This is a genomic window from Granulicella sibirica, assembly GCF_004115155.1.
GTDB lineage: Bacteria > Acidobacteriota > Terriglobia > Terriglobales > Acidobacteriaceae > Edaphobacter > Edaphobacter sibiricus.
Window position 1 is genome coordinate 686,636 of record NZ_RDSM01000003.1, and the last position, 15,229, is coordinate 701,864.

The 15,229-nt window shown below is 61.6% G+C and carries 13 protein-coding genes; 3 read left to right on the forward strand and 10 right to left on the reverse strand.

What is annotated here, in order from left to right; translation table 11 throughout:
- Positions 1 to 164: 164 nt before the first annotated feature.
- Positions 165 to 2,519 carry a GGDEF domain-containing protein gene (locus tag GRAN_RS19460; protein ID WP_161571066.1) on the forward strand — a complete coding sequence of 785 codons (2,355 nt, stop codon included), beginning with the start codon at positions 165 to 167 and terminating at the stop codon, positions 2,517 to 2,519.
- A 9-nt stretch (positions 2,520 to 2,528) separates the two neighbouring features.
- Here the strand turns inward: GRAN_RS19460 and GRAN_RS19465 are convergent, their stop codons facing one another.
- The 10 genes from GRAN_RS19465 to allB all read right to left on the reverse strand — a co-directional run bounded on the left by GRAN_RS19465 (position 2,529) and on the right by allB (position 13,318).
- Complete coding sequence (locus tag GRAN_RS19465) at positions 2,529 to 3,980, reverse strand: M20/M25/M40 family metallo-hydrolase (RefSeq protein ID WP_128914692.1); 1,452 nt, start codon at positions 3,978 to 3,980, stop codon at positions 2,529 to 2,531.
- Between the two features lie 117 nt (positions 3,981 to 4,097).
- Entirely contained in the window at positions 4,098 to 5,207 is a 1,110-nt protein-coding gene (locus tag GRAN_RS19470; protein WP_128914693.1) for a YXWGXW repeat-containing protein, read from the reverse strand.
- Between the two features lie 153 nt (positions 5,208 to 5,360).
- Positions 5,361 to 6,812: an NAD-dependent succinate-semialdehyde dehydrogenase gene (locus GRAN_RS19475; protein ID WP_128914694.1), complete on the reverse strand. Its 1,452-nt coding sequence runs from the start codon at positions 6,810 to 6,812 to the stop codon at positions 5,361 to 5,363.
- Positions 6,813 to 6,883: 71 nt separating this feature from the next.
- A complete protein-coding gene (locus tag GRAN_RS19480) occupies positions 6,884 to 8,188 on the reverse strand; it encodes a M20 family metallo-hydrolase (RefSeq protein WP_128914695.1) in 1,305 nt (434 codons plus the stop codon).
- A gap of 15 nt (positions 8,189 to 8,203) precedes the next feature.
- Entirely contained in the window at positions 8,204 to 8,947 is a 744-nt protein-coding gene (gene allE, locus GRAN_RS19485) for a (S)-ureidoglycine aminohydrolase (protein WP_128914696.1), read from the reverse strand.
- Positions 8,948 to 8,979: 32 nt separating this feature from the next.
- Complete coding sequence (locus GRAN_RS19490) at positions 8,980 to 10,212, reverse strand: allantoate amidohydrolase (protein WP_192898040.1); 1,233 nt, start codon at positions 10,210 to 10,212, stop codon at positions 8,980 to 8,982.
- On the reverse strand, positions 10,213 to 11,073 hold the full coding sequence (gene pucL, locus GRAN_RS19495; RefSeq protein ID WP_128914697.1) for a factor-independent urate hydroxylase: 861 nt from the start codon (positions 11,071 to 11,073) through the stop codon (positions 10,213 to 10,215).
- A 1-nt stretch (position 11,074) separates the two neighbouring features.
- Positions 11,075 to 11,416 (reverse strand): hydroxyisourate hydrolase, encoded by a 342-nt coding sequence (uraH, locus tag GRAN_RS19500; protein WP_128914698.1) that lies wholly within the window; start codon positions 11,414 to 11,416, stop codon positions 11,075 to 11,077.
- Positions 11,417 to 11,426: 10 nt separating this feature from the next.
- Positions 11,427 to 11,933, reverse strand: a complete 507-nt coding sequence (uraD, locus tag GRAN_RS19505; protein WP_128914699.1) for a 2-oxo-4-hydroxy-4-carboxy-5-ureidoimidazoline decarboxylase — start codon at positions 11,931 to 11,933, stop codon at positions 11,427 to 11,429.
- A gap of 8 nt (positions 11,934 to 11,941) precedes the next feature.
- A complete protein-coding gene (gene allB, locus GRAN_RS19510; protein ID WP_241655029.1) occupies positions 11,942 to 13,318 on the reverse strand; it encodes an allantoinase AllB in 1,377 nt (458 codons plus the stop codon).
- Between the two features lie 46 nt (positions 13,319 to 13,364).
- On the opposite strand from allB, the gene GRAN_RS19515 reads away from it, so the two are divergent.
- Both GRAN_RS19515 and GRAN_RS19520 read left to right on the forward strand, forming a co-directional pair.
- The gene (locus GRAN_RS19515) at positions 13,365 to 13,838 is read left to right on the forward strand and encodes a nucleoside deaminase (RefSeq protein WP_128914700.1); all 474 of its coding nucleotides are present in this window, start codon (positions 13,365 to 13,367) and stop codon (positions 13,836 to 13,838) included.
- On the forward strand, positions 13,838 to 15,166 hold the full coding sequence (locus tag GRAN_RS19520; protein WP_128914701.1) for a homoserine dehydrogenase: 1,329 nt from the start codon (positions 13,838 to 13,840) through the stop codon (positions 15,164 to 15,166). Before GRAN_RS19515 ends, GRAN_RS19520 begins: the two co-directional genes overlap by 1 nt.
- Positions 15,167 to 15,229 lie beyond the last annotated feature (63 nt).

Genomic DNA, 15,229 nt, shown 5'->3' on the forward strand with positions numbered 1-15,229 from the left:
GCACCCTTTGTGTGATTGTTGATCTCCAATCCAAGCCGATATCGTTTGAAGCAGACAACATCCGGCCCCTGGAGGCGATCGGCACTGACAGGACGGATTTCGCAACCACTCAGGCTCCTCTGTTCTCCTTCCAGGCGCAAGTTGTTGCGAAGAGAGATTCCCTCATGAGCCGTATTCACTCATCACGGGATTGGATTCTCCGGCGGCCCCCTCACTACGATCGAGCCCCACGGCGAGCGGCTGTCTCCTCGAGACTTGCCTTCGCCTTTCTGTCTCTGTTTTTCCTCTCGGTCGGATTTCAAGGACAAAGCTTCGCCGCACCCACCTCCGCGTCTGCGGACACCATCACGAGTGCCGGACGGCTTCACGAACTCCCCGCATCGGAAGCTGTCAACCGCAAGGTCCACCTCATCGGAACGGTGAGCTACTACGACCCCAATGAAGCCGTAATGTTCTTCCAGGACAGCACAGGCGGCGTCTTCGTCAACAGCGATCACATCTATCCCGTCCGGACGGGCGATCTGGTCGAGGTGGATGGTTTTGCGAACCCGAGCTTCCGGTCTGAGGTCGCCAGCGGCGCAACCATTCGTCTGCTCGGTCACGGACAGACCTTTCGAGCACCCGAATCCCAGTACGCCGACCTCGCCATGGGACGCGGCGATTGCAGGCTGGTTACGGTCCACGGGATTGTCCGCGCCCAGGATATCGAACAGCATCAGAACGCACTGTCAGCTCACCTCGATGTCATGATGAGCGGTGGCGAAATCCAGGTCTATCTGGATCCGTCGTTTGGCTATCAGTTTAAGTCGCTCCTGGATGCCACCGTAGAAATCACCGGTGTTGCCGGCGGTACCTTCGATGCCAAGAACCAGCTCACCGGCATTGTCCTCTATGTACCTGGACCCTCATCGCTTCGGGTGCTTCAGAAGCCAGGCGTCAATCTTGAAAATCTTCCGCTCACCGATATCGACGAGGTCTTCCGCTTCCGCAGCGTGGAAGATCGGTCCGTGCGCGTGCGCGTCCGGGGAGCCCTTACCTTCTATAAAAAAGGCGACTCCGCAGTGCTTGAGCAGGGCGGAAAGAGCATCTACATCCAGACCCGCCAGACCGACGACTTCAACCTTGGGGACGTGGTCGACGCCTTCGGCTTCGCGAGCGATCGCGAGTATGCCCCGAGCCTTCGTGAGGGATCGCTCGTCCGGGTCGGGCAGACCGAGGAAATCAAGCCGCGCGCGGTCACGTACGAGCAGGCGGCCAGCGGAGACTACAGCGACAATCTCATCTCGGTGGAAGGAACCGTCATCTCGCAGCTTCGCGGACCATTCTCAGAGACGCTTGTCGTCGATGTGGACGGACATCTCGTCAACGCCAAGGTGGAAGGCAGGGATACACTTCCGGGATTTCAGCAGCAGAGCCGCGTCCGACTGACTGGAATATGCCGCATCCTGCCTCTGGGACCATGGCGGAAGGCCTCGCTCTTTCACCTCGATCTACGCCGTCCCTCGGACGTGGTCCTCATTGCGAGCCCTCCCTGGTGGACCGTCCGGCATCTACTCGAAACCGTCATGGCCCTCCTCGCCCTGGCCGTCATCATCGCCACCTGGGCTATCCTCCTGAGGCGCCGCCTCGTCGTGCAGACCTCCCGCATCAAGCGCTCCATGATCGTAGCCCGTGAGCGAAGCCGCATTCTCGAAAAGATCAGCTCCAATCAGCCACCGGACGCCGTGCTCTCCGCTATCTGTAATTCCATCAAGACACTTCTACCAGGCGTTGAGTGCTCGTATCTCCTCGACGGCATGAACGTTTCGGAAGGCGACCTGCGCCAGACGAGTCGGCAGAGCAATCCGAGCCGGCTCTTCGAGATCGCGCTTACGGGAGACGGAAAGGATACCGTCGGAAACATAACCGTCGAGGCCCGTCCAGGCTACGTCCCTTCCGAGGATCGGCACGAGGTCTACGAGATGCTCTCGGAGACGGCAACGCTCGCCATTCGCCAGTCGCTTCTTCACCAGGCGCTCGTCCATCACTCCACCCACGACGCCCTCACCGAACTTCCCAACCGCCGCCTCTGCGAGATGCGCCTCAGCGCCGCCTTCGACGACGTAGCGCTCCACGGCAGCGGCCTCGCCCTCATCTACATCGACGTCGACGAGTTCAAGGAAGTGAATGATCAATACGGCCACAGGATGGGCGACCTCTACCTGAAGCAGATCAGCCAGCGCCTGCTCGCCGCCAAGCGTTCGAGCGACATGCTCGCCCGCATCGGTGGTGATGAGTTCCTCGTTATCGTGCCGCTCGAAGCCTCCTCCGAGGACGCTGAAGGTGTCTGCGAGAGGCTCAAAACCTGCTTCGAGGAAGCATTCTCCATCGAGGGCAGAATCATCACCGGCTCCGCCAGCTTCGGCCTCGCCAAGTATCCCGAAGACGGTTTCAGCGCCGAGGCCCTGAAACGTAGCGCCGACCACGCGATGTACGGCGCAAAGCGCAGCCGGTCCGGTCCAACCCTCGTCCGAGGTTGACCGGCGGACTCAATGGCTCGTCAGAGCCTTGAGATAGAGATACTCGAACTGGACACCCGTGTAGTAATCAACGACGCGGATCCGCTCGTCGCGTCCATGCGCCCGGTCATCGTCGTGGTCGATCCCCATGCCGGAAAATCCGTAACTGGGAATCCCCGCATTCATCGTGTAGATGCTATCCGAAGCCCCAGTCTCCATGCGCGGGATAATCGGAATCTCCGGCCACATCGCCTTCACCGTAGCCTCGAGTGGCCCAAATACCTCGGGATTCAACGGTGGCGGAGCCATCGACTTGCGATCCGAACCCTGATCCAGGACCTCACCGCCGTCCGTCATGTACTGCACCTTCAGCGACGGATCGGCAAAGATACGAATCAATTCCTTGCGAATCTCTTCCTGTGAATGCCCCGGAAAGATGCGGCAGTTGACATTCGCGATCGCCGACCCCGGAAGCGCATTCGGAGCATGCCCCGCCGTCATCATGGTCGCCACGCAGGTTGTGTGCAGAAGCGAGTTATACGTGATGTCCTTCGAGAGTCGCGCCGCGCCTGCGGGATCCGGCGTGGCCCCCGAGACAGCCTTCAGATCCGCCGCCAACGCCCCTGTCTTTAGTTTCGCTATGCTGGCGAAGTAGGCCCGCGTCACCTCGTTCGTCTCCAGCGGAAACGGCGTATGCTCCAGCCGGATCAGTGCCTCGGCTACGTGGTAGATCGCATTATCCGGCCGTGGCAGCGAGCTATGCCCGCCCGGGTTGGTCGACGTCACGCGATAGTCGGCGTACAGCTTCTCCGTCGCCTCGACGCCCATGCTCGTCGCCTTGCCCGCGTCGAGCTCCGGTCCACCCGCATCAGGATTGATCGCGAACGTAGCGTCCACAAGGTCACGATGATTCTTCAGCAGCCAGTCAACCCCATTCGACTTGCCGCCTTCCTCATCCGCGGTCAGGGCAAGGATCAGGTCACGATCCGGAACGAATCCCTCGCGCTTCAGGCGAAGAAACGCGTCAATCATCGCCGCACCGGAGTCCTTCATATCCTGCGTGCCGCGCCCGTAGAAGTACCCATCCTTCTCGACAAGCTGAAAGGGATCGGTCGTCCAGTCACTGCGCTTCGCCTCGACAACGTCCAAATGCCCGATCAGCAGAATCGGCTTCAGTGCCGACCCCGTACGCCCCCGGTACCGAGCCACCATGTTGTCCTTGCGCCCCTTATTCTCAGCCGGAGTATCCGGGCCAAGGACGACAACATCGGCCGCCGGGAAACCCGCGTCGAGAAGCCTCTTCTGCATTGCCTTCGCCGACGTCGACACGTTCCCCACCGAATCCGTCGTGTTGATCTCGATAAGCTGTTGAAGCAACTCACGCGCCAGCGGCTTCTCCGAGGCAGGAAGCGTAGCCTGCGCACGCAGCACGACAGGGCTCAACAAGGTAGGCAGAAGCAGGGAAGCCAGTCTCAGTCTCATGCGTTCAAAATCCTTTGGTCGGTCGATTCTAGTTATCCTCGCACGAACGCCAAAAGAGAAAGGACGCGCAACTCGTAAGAGTCACGCGTCCTCGATTGCTTCAGTTGGATGGAAGCCTTAGCGCCGGTATCCTCCGCCGCCGCCATGGCCTCCGCCTTCCCCGCCACGAGAGCCTCCACCGCTGGGAGCGCTCTGTGCACTTGGAGCCGAGAAGCTCCGCGTTTGCGGTTGAGCCTGCGGAGCCGGGCTGCTGGCAGGCCGGCTGTAGTTCTGCGCTGGCTGGCTCTGCGTCGGACGGCTATAGTTCTGCTGTCCGCTAGGCTGCGGATACCCGCCCTGCCTCTGACCAAAGCTTTGCTGTCCGCCCTGCTGGCGTCCATTGTTCTGCTCTCCGAAGTTCTGCGGAGTCGCAGGCCTCTGGTAGCCGTTCTGCACAGCAAACCCACGCTGCGTCGAATCGCCACCACCATAAGCAGGCCGGTTTACATTCTGATTCCCGCCTTGATCCCCGCCCTGACCGAACCCGTTCTGCTGGGCTGTCCGGTTCTGGAAGTTGCCTCCGTTGTTGCTCGGCTGCGCCACGCGGTTCTGAAAATTCCCGTTATCGCGATTCGGCTGCGCGACCCGGTTCTGGAAGTTCCCACGATCGAACTCGCGTCCATTCACAGCCGCTCCACGATTCCCGGCAAACCCCCGACCTGCACCCGGATGATCGTCGAACGCCCGTCCACCGGGGTGATCATTCCCACCACGGTACGGCGTGTTGTAGACGTTGTGAATCCGGTTGAAGTCCAGGTGGTTGTAGCCCCGGTTATAGAAGAAGCGGCCGCTATTCCAGTAACCGCCATAGAAACCCGCCCCGAAGTAGCCGAAGCCGTAGTTGATCCCGCCGTAGTAGCCAACGGTTGGTCCCCAGTACCCGGCGTTCCACACGTAGGCGTTGTTGTCATAACCCCAATATCCGGGAGTCCAGAGGGCGTTCTCGTAAGGAGCCTCGACCCACGCGCCATCGACCCAGAAGTAGCCGTCGTCGCCATAGGCCCAGTATCCCGGCGTCCAGATGTACCCGTCGCCAGGGCAAAGCGGCTGTTCGTAGACAGGGATCACCGGGGGCGCGATGCCGACGGAGAGGAAGATGCGGGCATGAGCTGCTGCGGGGGCGATGAGCGCGGCAGCGAGAACTGCGGCGCCGAGTGTTCTTTTGACCAGGTTCGTGATGTTTTTCATGCTTCCCCTAACCGGGCGTTGCGGTAAAACCGCGACTGCGCGCCGAACGGATTTCCGGCCCGGTCTATCGTCTACCGGGTCCAGTGATCCTGTCCATAGAAACACGATGTCGTTCGATATGTTGCGGATAGCCCCGGCGCACTTTGTCCGCGCCTAGAAATCCGCGTCGTCGAAATCTTCCGGCTTGAACGGCTCATACGGCACCACCGATGTGTCCGCCTCCGGAATATCGAGGCTGCTCTCCGAGATCACCACCGTCTTCGCGTTCAAAAACTCTCGCATCCCCGCCGCCGACAACTCCCGCCCATATCCCGACCGCTTGATCCCCCCGAACGGCAGCGCCGGGTCGCTCACCACCATCGAGTTCACGTACACCATCCCGCATTCCAGCTCCGCGATCAGCCTCTGCTGCTCCATCGCCTCTCGCGTCCACACCGAAGCCCCAAGCCCAAACGGCGTATCGTTCGCAAGCGCAATCGCCTCATCCATGTTCTTCACCCGGAAGAGCATCGCCACGGGCCCAAAGATCTCCTCGCGAAACACCGAAGCCGTCCTCGGCACATCCGCCAGAACCGTCGGCTCGAAGTAGTTGCCCTTGCCCAGCATCTTGGCCCCACCCGTCAGCAGCCGCGCTCCCGCGTCCACCGCCGCCTTCACCTGCGACTCGACGCCCGCAAGTATCCCCGCCGTTGCCAGCGGTCCAAGGTCCGTAGCCTCCTGCATCGGATCGCCCACCCGGATCGACTCCATTCCGTCCACGAACCGTGCCGTGAACTCCTCGTACACCTCGTCCACCACGATGAATCGCTTCGCCGCAATGCACGACTGCCCTGAATTGATGCACCGCGCCTGCACCGCCGTCTCGGCCGCCAGCTTGATATCGGCCGATCCCATCACCACAAACGGATCGCTGCCGCCAAGCTCGAGCACAGACTTCTTGATCAGCCAACTCGCCAGCGCGCCCACTGCCTTCCCCGCCTGCGGACTCCCCGTGACGGTCACGGCGACGATGCGCTTGTCGCTCAGGATGCCTTCCACCTGTGGCACCTCTACCAGCATCGCCTGCAGGGTCCCGCGCGGAAAGCCCGCGCGCCGCACCAGCGATTCGATCGCCAGCGCGCACTGCGGGACATTCGGAGCATGCTTCAACACCCCCACATTCCCAGCCATCAGCGCCGGAGCCAGGAAGCGAAACACCTGCCAGAACGGGAAGTTCCATGGCATCACCGCAAGCACTGGCCCAAGCGGCTCCCATCGCACATAGCTGTGGTTCTGCGGAGTAGCGATAACCTCCGGCGCAAGCATCAACGCTGCGTGATCGGCATAGTATCGGCACACTGCCGCGCACTTCGCGATCTCGGCCCGTGCTGCCTTGATCGGCTTGCCCATCTCGGTCGTGATCAGCGCAGCAAGATCATCGACCTCCTGGTCGAGGATTGCCGCCAGCTTGCGCATGCACAGCGTCCGATGAGCCAGCGGCACCCGCCGATAGGCCGCGAACGCCTCCGCTGCGAGCGCAAGCCTCTGCTGAATGGCCTCATCGGTCAGTGCGGGAAAACTGCGAATCAGTGCGCCGGTCGCCGGATTGATCGATTCGATTGCCATAGGTGGTGCGTTTACCCGGTCTTTCTACTCTGTGGCCGGCTAGGTCGATCGCACGTGCGAAGCGCTGCCGGTCACGCTGAAGCTAGCTTAGCAAGCGTAAGCGCCAAAATACGCGTGCCCAGCGCGATGGACTCAGGAGAGGAATACTCATCGGGACGATGGCTCACTCCATTCCGGGAAGGAATGAAGATCATCGCAACCGGAGCAATCCGCGCCATGAACGACGAGTCGTGATAAGCCCGGCTCACCATCTTCTTCGCAACGATCTTCTCCGCCGCGCAAGCCTCTTCAATCGCCTGCACGATCCCCGCACCCGAAGTCGCAGGTGCATCGGCATTCACGAACTCTTCCTTGATCGTCACCGCCCGCCGTTCCGAGATCCCGTCAATATCCGCCCGGACCGACTGCATCACAGACTCCCGCCGCTCGGGATCGGTATCGCGAATATCAAGCTGCAGCGTCACCCGGCTCGGCACGCTGTTCACCGCGCCTGGATGAACATCGCATGTCCCGACAGTTGCAACCGTATCGTTCGTCCCCGACGCCGCATTGGCCGCAAGCGTATGCCGCTCGATTGACAGGATCACCTCCGAGGCCGCGCAAAGCGCATCCCGCCGATCCGGCATCAGCAAAGCCCCCGCATGCCCGCCGACACCCTCAATCGTGAAGCGATAACCAGCCGGAGCCGCGATGCTCGTCACAATCCCCAGCGGCATACCTTCCCGCTCGAGCAGCGGCCCCTGCTCGATATGCAACTCCACCCACCCCGCATAGTGCCCCGCCTCCAGCCGACACGACTCCAGCGGACCACAAAATCCTGCCTCCGCCCGCACCGTGGCGAGCGTCGCTCCAACCTCTGCCTTCGGCATCAGGTCAGGCAGGGAATCGGCCCGCGCCGCATCCAGCACACCCGCGATCAACCGGCTCCCCAGGCATCCAATCCCAAACCGCGTCGGCTCCTCCGACGTCAGCAGCACAAGCTCGATCGACCGCAGCGGCTTGAGCCCCGCAGCCTTCAAAGCCCGCATCGCCTCCAGCCCACCCAGAACCCCGACCGTCCCGTCATACATGCCCGCATGCGGAATCGCATCCACGTGCGATCCGCTAGCAATCGCCGCCAACTTCGGATCCGCACCCTCCCACCGGAAAAACGTATTCCCCACCGCATCCGCCCGAACCGAGAATCCTTCTTCGTCAGCAAGCCCCTTGAGCCACGCCCGGGCCGTGTGGTCGTCAGACGTAAACACAACCCGCGTCACTGCCGTCCCCACTGCGGAAGGCTCGACCGACGTCATCGTCGCCAGTTCCGCGAGCTCCCGCGAGAGCCTCGCTTCATCAATCTCGAATGCCGGCAGCACCGGCGCAGTCGTTGCCATACCGAACTCCCGTTCCTACGCCAGAGGGTGGCGATTGAAATCCTTGTAGATAAGATACTTTGCCGGCGTCTTTCCAAGCGCGCCGAACCACTGCGGACAGTACGGTCCCATCCAGATAAAGTCCCCAGCCGTCACCGGATACCAATGCTCCCCAAGCCGATAGATCCCGCCCCCCGCAAGCATCATCAGCCCATGCTCCATCACATGCACCTCAACCAAGCTGAGCGCCGCCCCCGGCGCATACGTCATCGTGTTCACCGCGAAGTCCTGGGCAAAATCCGCAGGCAACAACGCCCGCACCTCGAGGCCCTCATCCCCCGCAAGAGGAACCCCTGCAACCGCCCTCTCATTCCCCGTAAACAAACGCGGCGGCACGACATCGCCAACCCCGGTAAAAGGCTTTTCGATCACCTGTAATACGGCATCTGCGTTGGCGGTTATTGTGTGAGCGGTATCGGGTGGAATATAAGCAAACCCATCTGCCGTTAGCTGCCGAAACGTAGCGTCGGAGGCAAGATCCACCGCACCATACACAACATAAACAAACCGCTGCACCCCGGCGAGCCCGCTCTCAGCGAGCACCCCACCTGCTTCCAACTCCACCGTGTACTGCGTAAACCCCGCCCCACCCGCCGGAGAAGCATGCACGATCGCCATCCCCTTCTCCAGTCCAGGCAAAGGAGTCCGGATAAACGCATCCGGCGTATGCAGAAGATGGTCCCGATGATGCGCACTGCGCGTATGTCCAAGATGATGCATAGTCCCTCGTTCCCGAAACAGTCCCTCGTTCCCTAATAAGCCGCAGCCACCAGCCTCACAAACTCGACCCCCACCGCAAGCGCCGCGTCAACATCCTCCAGCAGAACATCCTCATCCGGATGATGACTAATCCCCCCCGGACTCCGCACAAACAGCATCACCGAAGCAACATGTGGAGCCACGATCATCGCATCATGGCCCGCCCCACTGGCAAGCAGCACCGGCGCTTCCCCGATGTTGCGCATCGCCTCCTCCAGCATCCCCGTCAACCCCACATCCAAACCAACCGCAGCCTGCTCCATCAGCACCCGATGCGACACCGCAACCCCACGCTTAGCACCCGCCGAAGCAGCCGCATCCATCAACCGCCCAACTGCTTCGCCACGAACCCAATCCTCCGCATGCCGCACATCCAGCAGCGCCGTCACCTTACCCGGAACAACATTCCCAGCCCCCGGAAACGCCTCGATCCGTCCAACGGTCGCCACCAGCCCATCCGTCCCGCGAGCTAACTCTTCCACCGCAACCACCCACGCCGAAGCTGCGGCCAGAGCATCCCGGCGAAGATGCATCGGCGTAGTCCCCGCATGATTGCTGTGTCCGGCGAACGTAAACTCCAGCCGAGTCTGCCCCACCAGGGCCGTCACCACGCCAAGCGCCCGCCCTAGACTCTCGAGCACTGGACCCTGCTCGATATGAAACTCCAGGTAGCCCTTTGTCACCGGAGATAGGCGCGCTTCCCCCATCCGTGACGGGTCAAGCCCGAATCCCCGCACCGCATCCGAAACTGTAACTGCGTTTGTATCTTTTACCCCAAGCGTCATTTCATCCAGAGTCCCCACAAGAGCCATACTCCCCAGGAAAGGCCTCCGAAACCGAACCCCTTCCTCTTCCGAGAACCCAATCACCTCGATCGCAATGGGCAAGCCTGCGCCCGCGAAAGCCTCAACGACAGCAATTCCAAGCATTACCCCAAGAATCCCATCGAACGCCCCCGCATTCGGAACCGTATCGAGATGTGAAGCGATGATCAGCCGAGGCGCCCCAGCACCCCCAAACACCCCACGCACATTCCCAATCGCATCGACGGTCACCGCCATCCCCGCGCTCGTCATCCATCCCGCAACCAGCCTGTGAACCTCACGCATCGGCTCCGACAGAAAAGTCCGCGTAGTCTCCCCAGCAACCTCGGAGTAAGCCGCCAACTCGCGGCACCGCGCCACCACCCGCGCCGCCATCTCCCGCCTATCGCTCAGCTTGATCATCTACTCGCGCCGCAGCCGAGCCTCGATCGTCCCATGCGGCTCATCCGTCGGCACGAAGATCTCGTTCGGATTATCCTGCCCGAACCGGCTCAGGTCGACCAGAAGGCAATGCTTGTTCGGCATCACCATGTGTATCTCCTCGATCGCGTCGAACCCGTTCAGCGCCGCCTCCGCCATGGCAAACAGCGTATGTTGCACCGACAGGCTCTCATGATCCGCGAACGCCTTCAGCATTGTCTCGCGCACATCATGGTGCAGCGCCTTGAAGTCGATGTCGGTGCCACACGTTACCGCCTCGATGTAGTTCCAGTCCGCCGAAACCGCCGTCCCAAACAGCCGGTCGTTCGTCTCCTTCAGCGTCGTCAGCGAGTCCTTGATATACCCCTCGAAGCCCGACTTGGCTGTCTTCATCACCACTAACTCTTCGAAGCCCGAGTTGATCGTGCAGTCCCTCGACCGCTCCAGTCGAAGCCGCGTCACCTGGCGCTCGTTGCTCCCACGCAGGAACGAATCCGGATGCGGCTGACCATCGACGGTAAGCCTCTTCCAAAGCACGCTTTCCACCTTGACGAGCACAGCCGACACCTGCGAATTCCGCTCCAGCAGAAACGAAGCCAACTCCCCCGCGAACTTCTCAATACTCGTCGCCGATGACGACCGCGCCAGCGAGTACACAGTGTTCTTCATCGTGTCCGTCGGCAGCAGGTTGCTGTTATCCCCAACGCGGTGCGCCGAGTCGAAGTCCCCTTCGAGCAGCACCTCGACCGTCCACTCATACAAATCATGGTGCCCGTTATGCCGCGTCACCTTCACCAGCCGAACGCGCGACTTGCCGTAGCGATTCTCAATCAGCTCAATCAAGTTAGGTCCCCCGATAAGTCGTATATCCATTAGCCGTCAGCAGGAGAGGGATATGGTAGTGCGCCTGTCCCGCCTCGACCGTAAACACGATCTGCACATACGGATAAAGTCCCGGCACTTCTTGCGCCTCATAATACGAAGCCGTATCGAAGTGAACGATATACACTCCCGGCGTCAGTGCCTCATCCTCCGGCAGCAAAGACCTGCACCGGCCATCTGCATCGGTCACCATCTGGTTCAACGGAACCCACCGTTTGTTTTCTCCCGCACGCGCCAGCGACACGGGAACATTGGCGGCGGGACGGCCGAGCGAGGTATCGAGGATATGTGTCGAAATGCCCATCGTGGTTCCTTCAGTCCTGTTCCAGCCACTTCCGCAGGCGGAGTTGGGTAATCTGTCGTTGCTGTTCCGCGGCCTCGAGCAGTTCCGTCTCGGGGTCGTTCTTCATGCGTTGGTGCAAAATCGCAAGCATCTCCGTGGCCGACCTGCCGGTAGCACAGACGATAAAGATACGCTGAAACCGATCCTCATAAGCCCTGTTGCCTTCAGCCAGAGCAGCCTTGGCAAGCTCATCCGGGTTAGCCGCACTCTGCTCCCCATCCGACCACGCAAGCGACTGCGCCGTCGCCACGGCATGCTTCTGCCCAATCCGCGGATGGCTCGCAAAAGCCTCCAGCCAAGCCTCGCGCGGTAACTCCCTCCACACCACGTCCGATAACTCGTACAAAGCGTCAGCCGTCTCTACCGGACGAGCAGCAGCTACCCCCGCAGCCCAGGCAGTCGACCCGCAGCAGGGAAGGATCGCCGCAGCGGCAGCATCGGGAGCAAGCGCGTTCCATCGATTGAGCATCGGCGGCATAGGCTCGACTAGGATACGTCAGCTTTCACCGCAAGCGTGATCTCCACTCCACGTGGCGCAGACGGGAAGGCCCCAAATGCGAACACCGGCATCCCTCGCAGCCAGGTCTCAACCACCTTGCCCCGCAGCGTCTCACCCACATAGGGCGAGATCGCATGCCGAAAGTGCAGGTCTTCCGGTGTCACCGCAAAAGCAGCCTCCGGATCGAAGACCGTAAAGTTAGCCTCACGTCCCGCAGCCAACGCACCCGCCCGCTCACTCATCCCCGCAAGCTTCGCTGGCTCATAACTCATCCACCGCACCACGTCCGCAAGCCCGAACCCACGCTGGGAAGCCTCCTTCCAAACCACCGGCAGCGCAACTGACAAACTTGCAATCCCACCCCACGCCCGATCGAACCGCCCTTCGTTCAGCCGCTTCATCTCCGGCGGACAAGGCGAGTGATCCGTGGCAATCAGATCGATCGTCCCATCCCGCAGCCCCTCCCAAAGTGCCTCACGGTTCGCCTCATCCCGAATCGGAGGCGCACACTTCAGCAGCGTATTCCCATCCGCGACATGCTCCGCCGCGAAGTAAAGATAGTGTGGACACGTCTCGACCGTAATCGGCAATCCCTCAGCCTTGGCATCCCGCAGTTCAGCCAGTGCAAGCGCCGTCGAAAGATGTACGATATGCAGCCGAAACCCATACTCCCGGCAAAGCCCGATCAGCATGCGAATAGCCTCAAGCTCCGCATCATCCGGTCTTGATGCTAAGTAAGTCTCATACTTCCGCCAGTCCGCTGCCTCAAGCGAAGCAGCCGCACGATCGATCGGTCCAGCCAGTTCTGCATGCACCAACAGAGGAAGTCCACTTTCCGCAATCGCCGGTAGCGCCGCTTCAAGCTGCTCGCGGTCGATCATCGTGAACCCATCACACCCCGGGTAAATCAGGAAGCACTTGAACCCCGGAACTCCCGCCCGCGCCAAGGGAAGGATATCTCCCTGGTTGTCCGCCACCGCCCCGCCCCACGGAGACCAGTCCACCATGCACTGCCCTTCCGCAGCTTTCCGTTTGATCTCAAGCGCCGCCACGGTCGTCGTCTCCGGCAGGCAGTTCAACGGCATGTCGATAAGCGTCGTAAACCCTCCAGCCGCAGCCGCGCGCGTAGCTGTCCTGAACCCTTCCCACTCCGTCCGCCCCGGCTCATTGATATGTACATGGGTATCGACTAGCCCCGGAAGGATCGCCAGATCCCCAAGCTCCCGCACTGGACATCCCGCCGGAAGCTCCTCCACCGGACCCACCGAAACGATCGTCCCGTCCTCCACCAGCAAGGCCGCCGCTTGGATTCCGCCCGGGGTCACCACCCGTTTCGACACATACGCGTATGCCATAATCGACATGATCCCACGACTCGGCGCACTCCGCGAACTACGAGGTAAGGCACGGATGCAAGGCAACGCGCACTACATGCAGATGGCCATCGACCTGGCGACTGAGAACGTCGTCTCCGGTCGTGGCGGACCCTTCGGAGCCGTCATCGTTCGCGCCGAAGAGATCATCGCCACCGCCGTCAATCGGGTCACTGAAAACAACGACCCAACCGCACACGCCGAGGTCCTCGCGATCCGCGCCGCCTGCCAGAAGCTCGGCGACTTCCAGCTCGAGGGCTGCGCCATCTACACAAGCTGCGAGCCCTGCCCCATGTGCCTCGCCGCTATCTACTGGTCGCGCTGCGAGCAAATCTTCTTCGGTGGCACCAAGACCGACGCCGCCGACGCAGGCTTCGATGACTCCTTCCTCTACGACGAGGTCATCAAGCCCATCGCCGACCGCGCCATCCCCACCCAGCAACTCCTTGGCACCGAAGCCGTGGCAAGCTTCGACGCATGGCGCAGACTCTCCGACAGAATCGATTACTGATGACGACGACGAAACGCCCCGCAAAGATGGTCAACAAAAAGTCTTCTGGCAGGCCAATCAAGGTAGCCATCCTCGGCTTCGGAACAGTAGGCAGCTCGGTCGCCCGCGTATTAGCGGCAGGGAAATACCCCGGCCTCCGACTCACCCATATCTATAATCGCGACGTCGAACGCAAGCGCCTCTCGACCGCCGCAAGGTACGTCCCCGCCGACGCCATCTGGACCGAGAACATCAACGATGTCCTCACCTCCAAGGTCGACATCATCGTCGAGCTCATGGGCGGCCTCAAGCCCACCGAAGCCTGGATCCGCGCCGCCCTCACCTTGGGTAAGTCCGTCGTCACCGCGAACAAGCAGCTCATCGCCTATCGCGGAGCAAGTCTCCTGCGCCTCGCCAAGGCACACTCCGTCCAACTCATCCACGGAGCCGCCGTAGCCGGTGGCGTACCCGTCATTCCCGGCCTCCTGCACGGCCAGTCCGCCGACCACATCACCCGCATCCGCGGCATCCTCAACGGCACATGCAACTACATGCTGACCCGCATGGAAGCAGGAGCCGGCTACGCCGAAGTCCTCTCCGACGCCCAGGCTCTCGGCTACGCCGAAGCCGACCCAAGCGCCGACGTCGACGGCTTCGACGCCCGCGCCAAGCTCTGCATCCTCTCCCGCATCGCCCTCCAGGCCGAGCTCGACCCCGACCAGGTCCCCGCTCAGACCATCTCCACCATCGAAAAAATCGACTTCATGTACGCCAAGGAACTTGGCTGCACCATCCGCCAGGTCTCCACCGCCCAGCTCGACAGCACGCGCGCCGGAGCCATGGTCCAGGCCCGCGTCGGCCCCATGCTCATCCCCCACACCTCGCCCATGGCGTGGTCGCACGGCACCCAGAACATGGTCGTGGCCAGCGGTCGCTTCGGCGGAGACGTCGTCTTCTCGGGCCGAGGAGCAGGCGGCGAACCCACCGCCGTAGCCGTAGTCTCGGACCTCCTCGCCATAGCCCAGGGCGGAGTCTCGGTCGAACTCCCCGTTCACCGCCGCCGAGTCACCGGAGACTTCATCTCCCCCCACTATCTCCGCTTCGTCGTCAACGACCGCCCCGGCATCGTCTCGTCCATCGCCGGAGCCCTCGCCAAGGTCGGAGCCAACATCGACTCCATCCTCCAGCGCCCCGGCCACGACAAGCACGCGCTCCCCTTCGTCGTCACCACCGAGCCCTGCCTCAACTCCACCATCGACAAGGCCGTCGAAGCGATGGCGAAGATGAACTGCATGCTGGAGCGCCCCCTCTGCCTCCAGATGCTCGAACCCGAACCTCCAACCGCCTAAAACGCGGTCCTGCTCTTGTCTCTCTGGTTGTCATTCCCGCAGGGAATCTGCGTCTTGTTTTGC

Bases quoted from the DNA above. Each gene is read 5' to 3' on its own strand.
- GRAN_RS19460 (WP_161571066.1), top strand. From the start codon at position 165: ATGAGCCGTATTCACTCATCACGGGATTGGATTCTCCGGCGGCCCCCT.
- GRAN_RS19465 (WP_128914692.1), bottom strand. From the start codon at position 3,980: ATGAGACTGAGACTGGCTTCCCTGCTTCTGCCTACCTTGTTGAGCCCT.
- GRAN_RS19470 (WP_128914693.1), bottom strand. From the start codon at position 5,207: ATGAAAAACATCACGAACCTGGTCAAAAGAACACTCGGCGCCGCAGTT.
- GRAN_RS19475 (WP_128914694.1), bottom strand. From the start codon at position 6,812: ATGGCAATCGAATCGATCAATCCGGCGACCGGCGCACTGATTCGCAGT.
- GRAN_RS19480 (WP_128914695.1), bottom strand. From the start codon at position 8,188: ATGGCAACGACTGCGCCGGTGCTGCCGGCATTCGAGATTGATGAAGCG.
- allE (WP_128914696.1), bottom strand. From the start codon at position 8,947: ATGCATCATCTTGGACATACGCGCAGTGCGCATCATCGGGACCATCTT.
- GRAN_RS19490 (WP_192898040.1), bottom strand. From the start codon at position 10,212: ATGATCAAGCTGAGCGATAGGCGGGAGATGGCGGCGCGGGTGGTGGCG.
- uraH (WP_128914698.1), bottom strand. From the start codon at position 11,416: ATGGGCATTTCGACACATATCCTCGATACCTCGCTCGGCCGTCCCGCC.
- uraD (WP_128914699.1), bottom strand. From the start codon at position 11,933: ATGCCGCCGATGCTCAATCGATGGAACGCGCTTGCTCCCGATGCTGCC.
- allB (WP_241655029.1), bottom strand. From the start codon at position 13,318: ATGTCGATTATGGCATACGCGTATGTGTCGAAACGGGTGGTGACCCCG.
- GRAN_RS19515 (WP_128914700.1), top strand. From the start codon at position 13,365: ATGCAAGGCAACGCGCACTACATGCAGATGGCCATCGACCTGGCGACT.
- GRAN_RS19520 (WP_128914701.1), top strand. From the start codon at position 13,838: ATGACGACGACGAAACGCCCCGCAAAGATGGTCAACAAAAAGTCTTCT.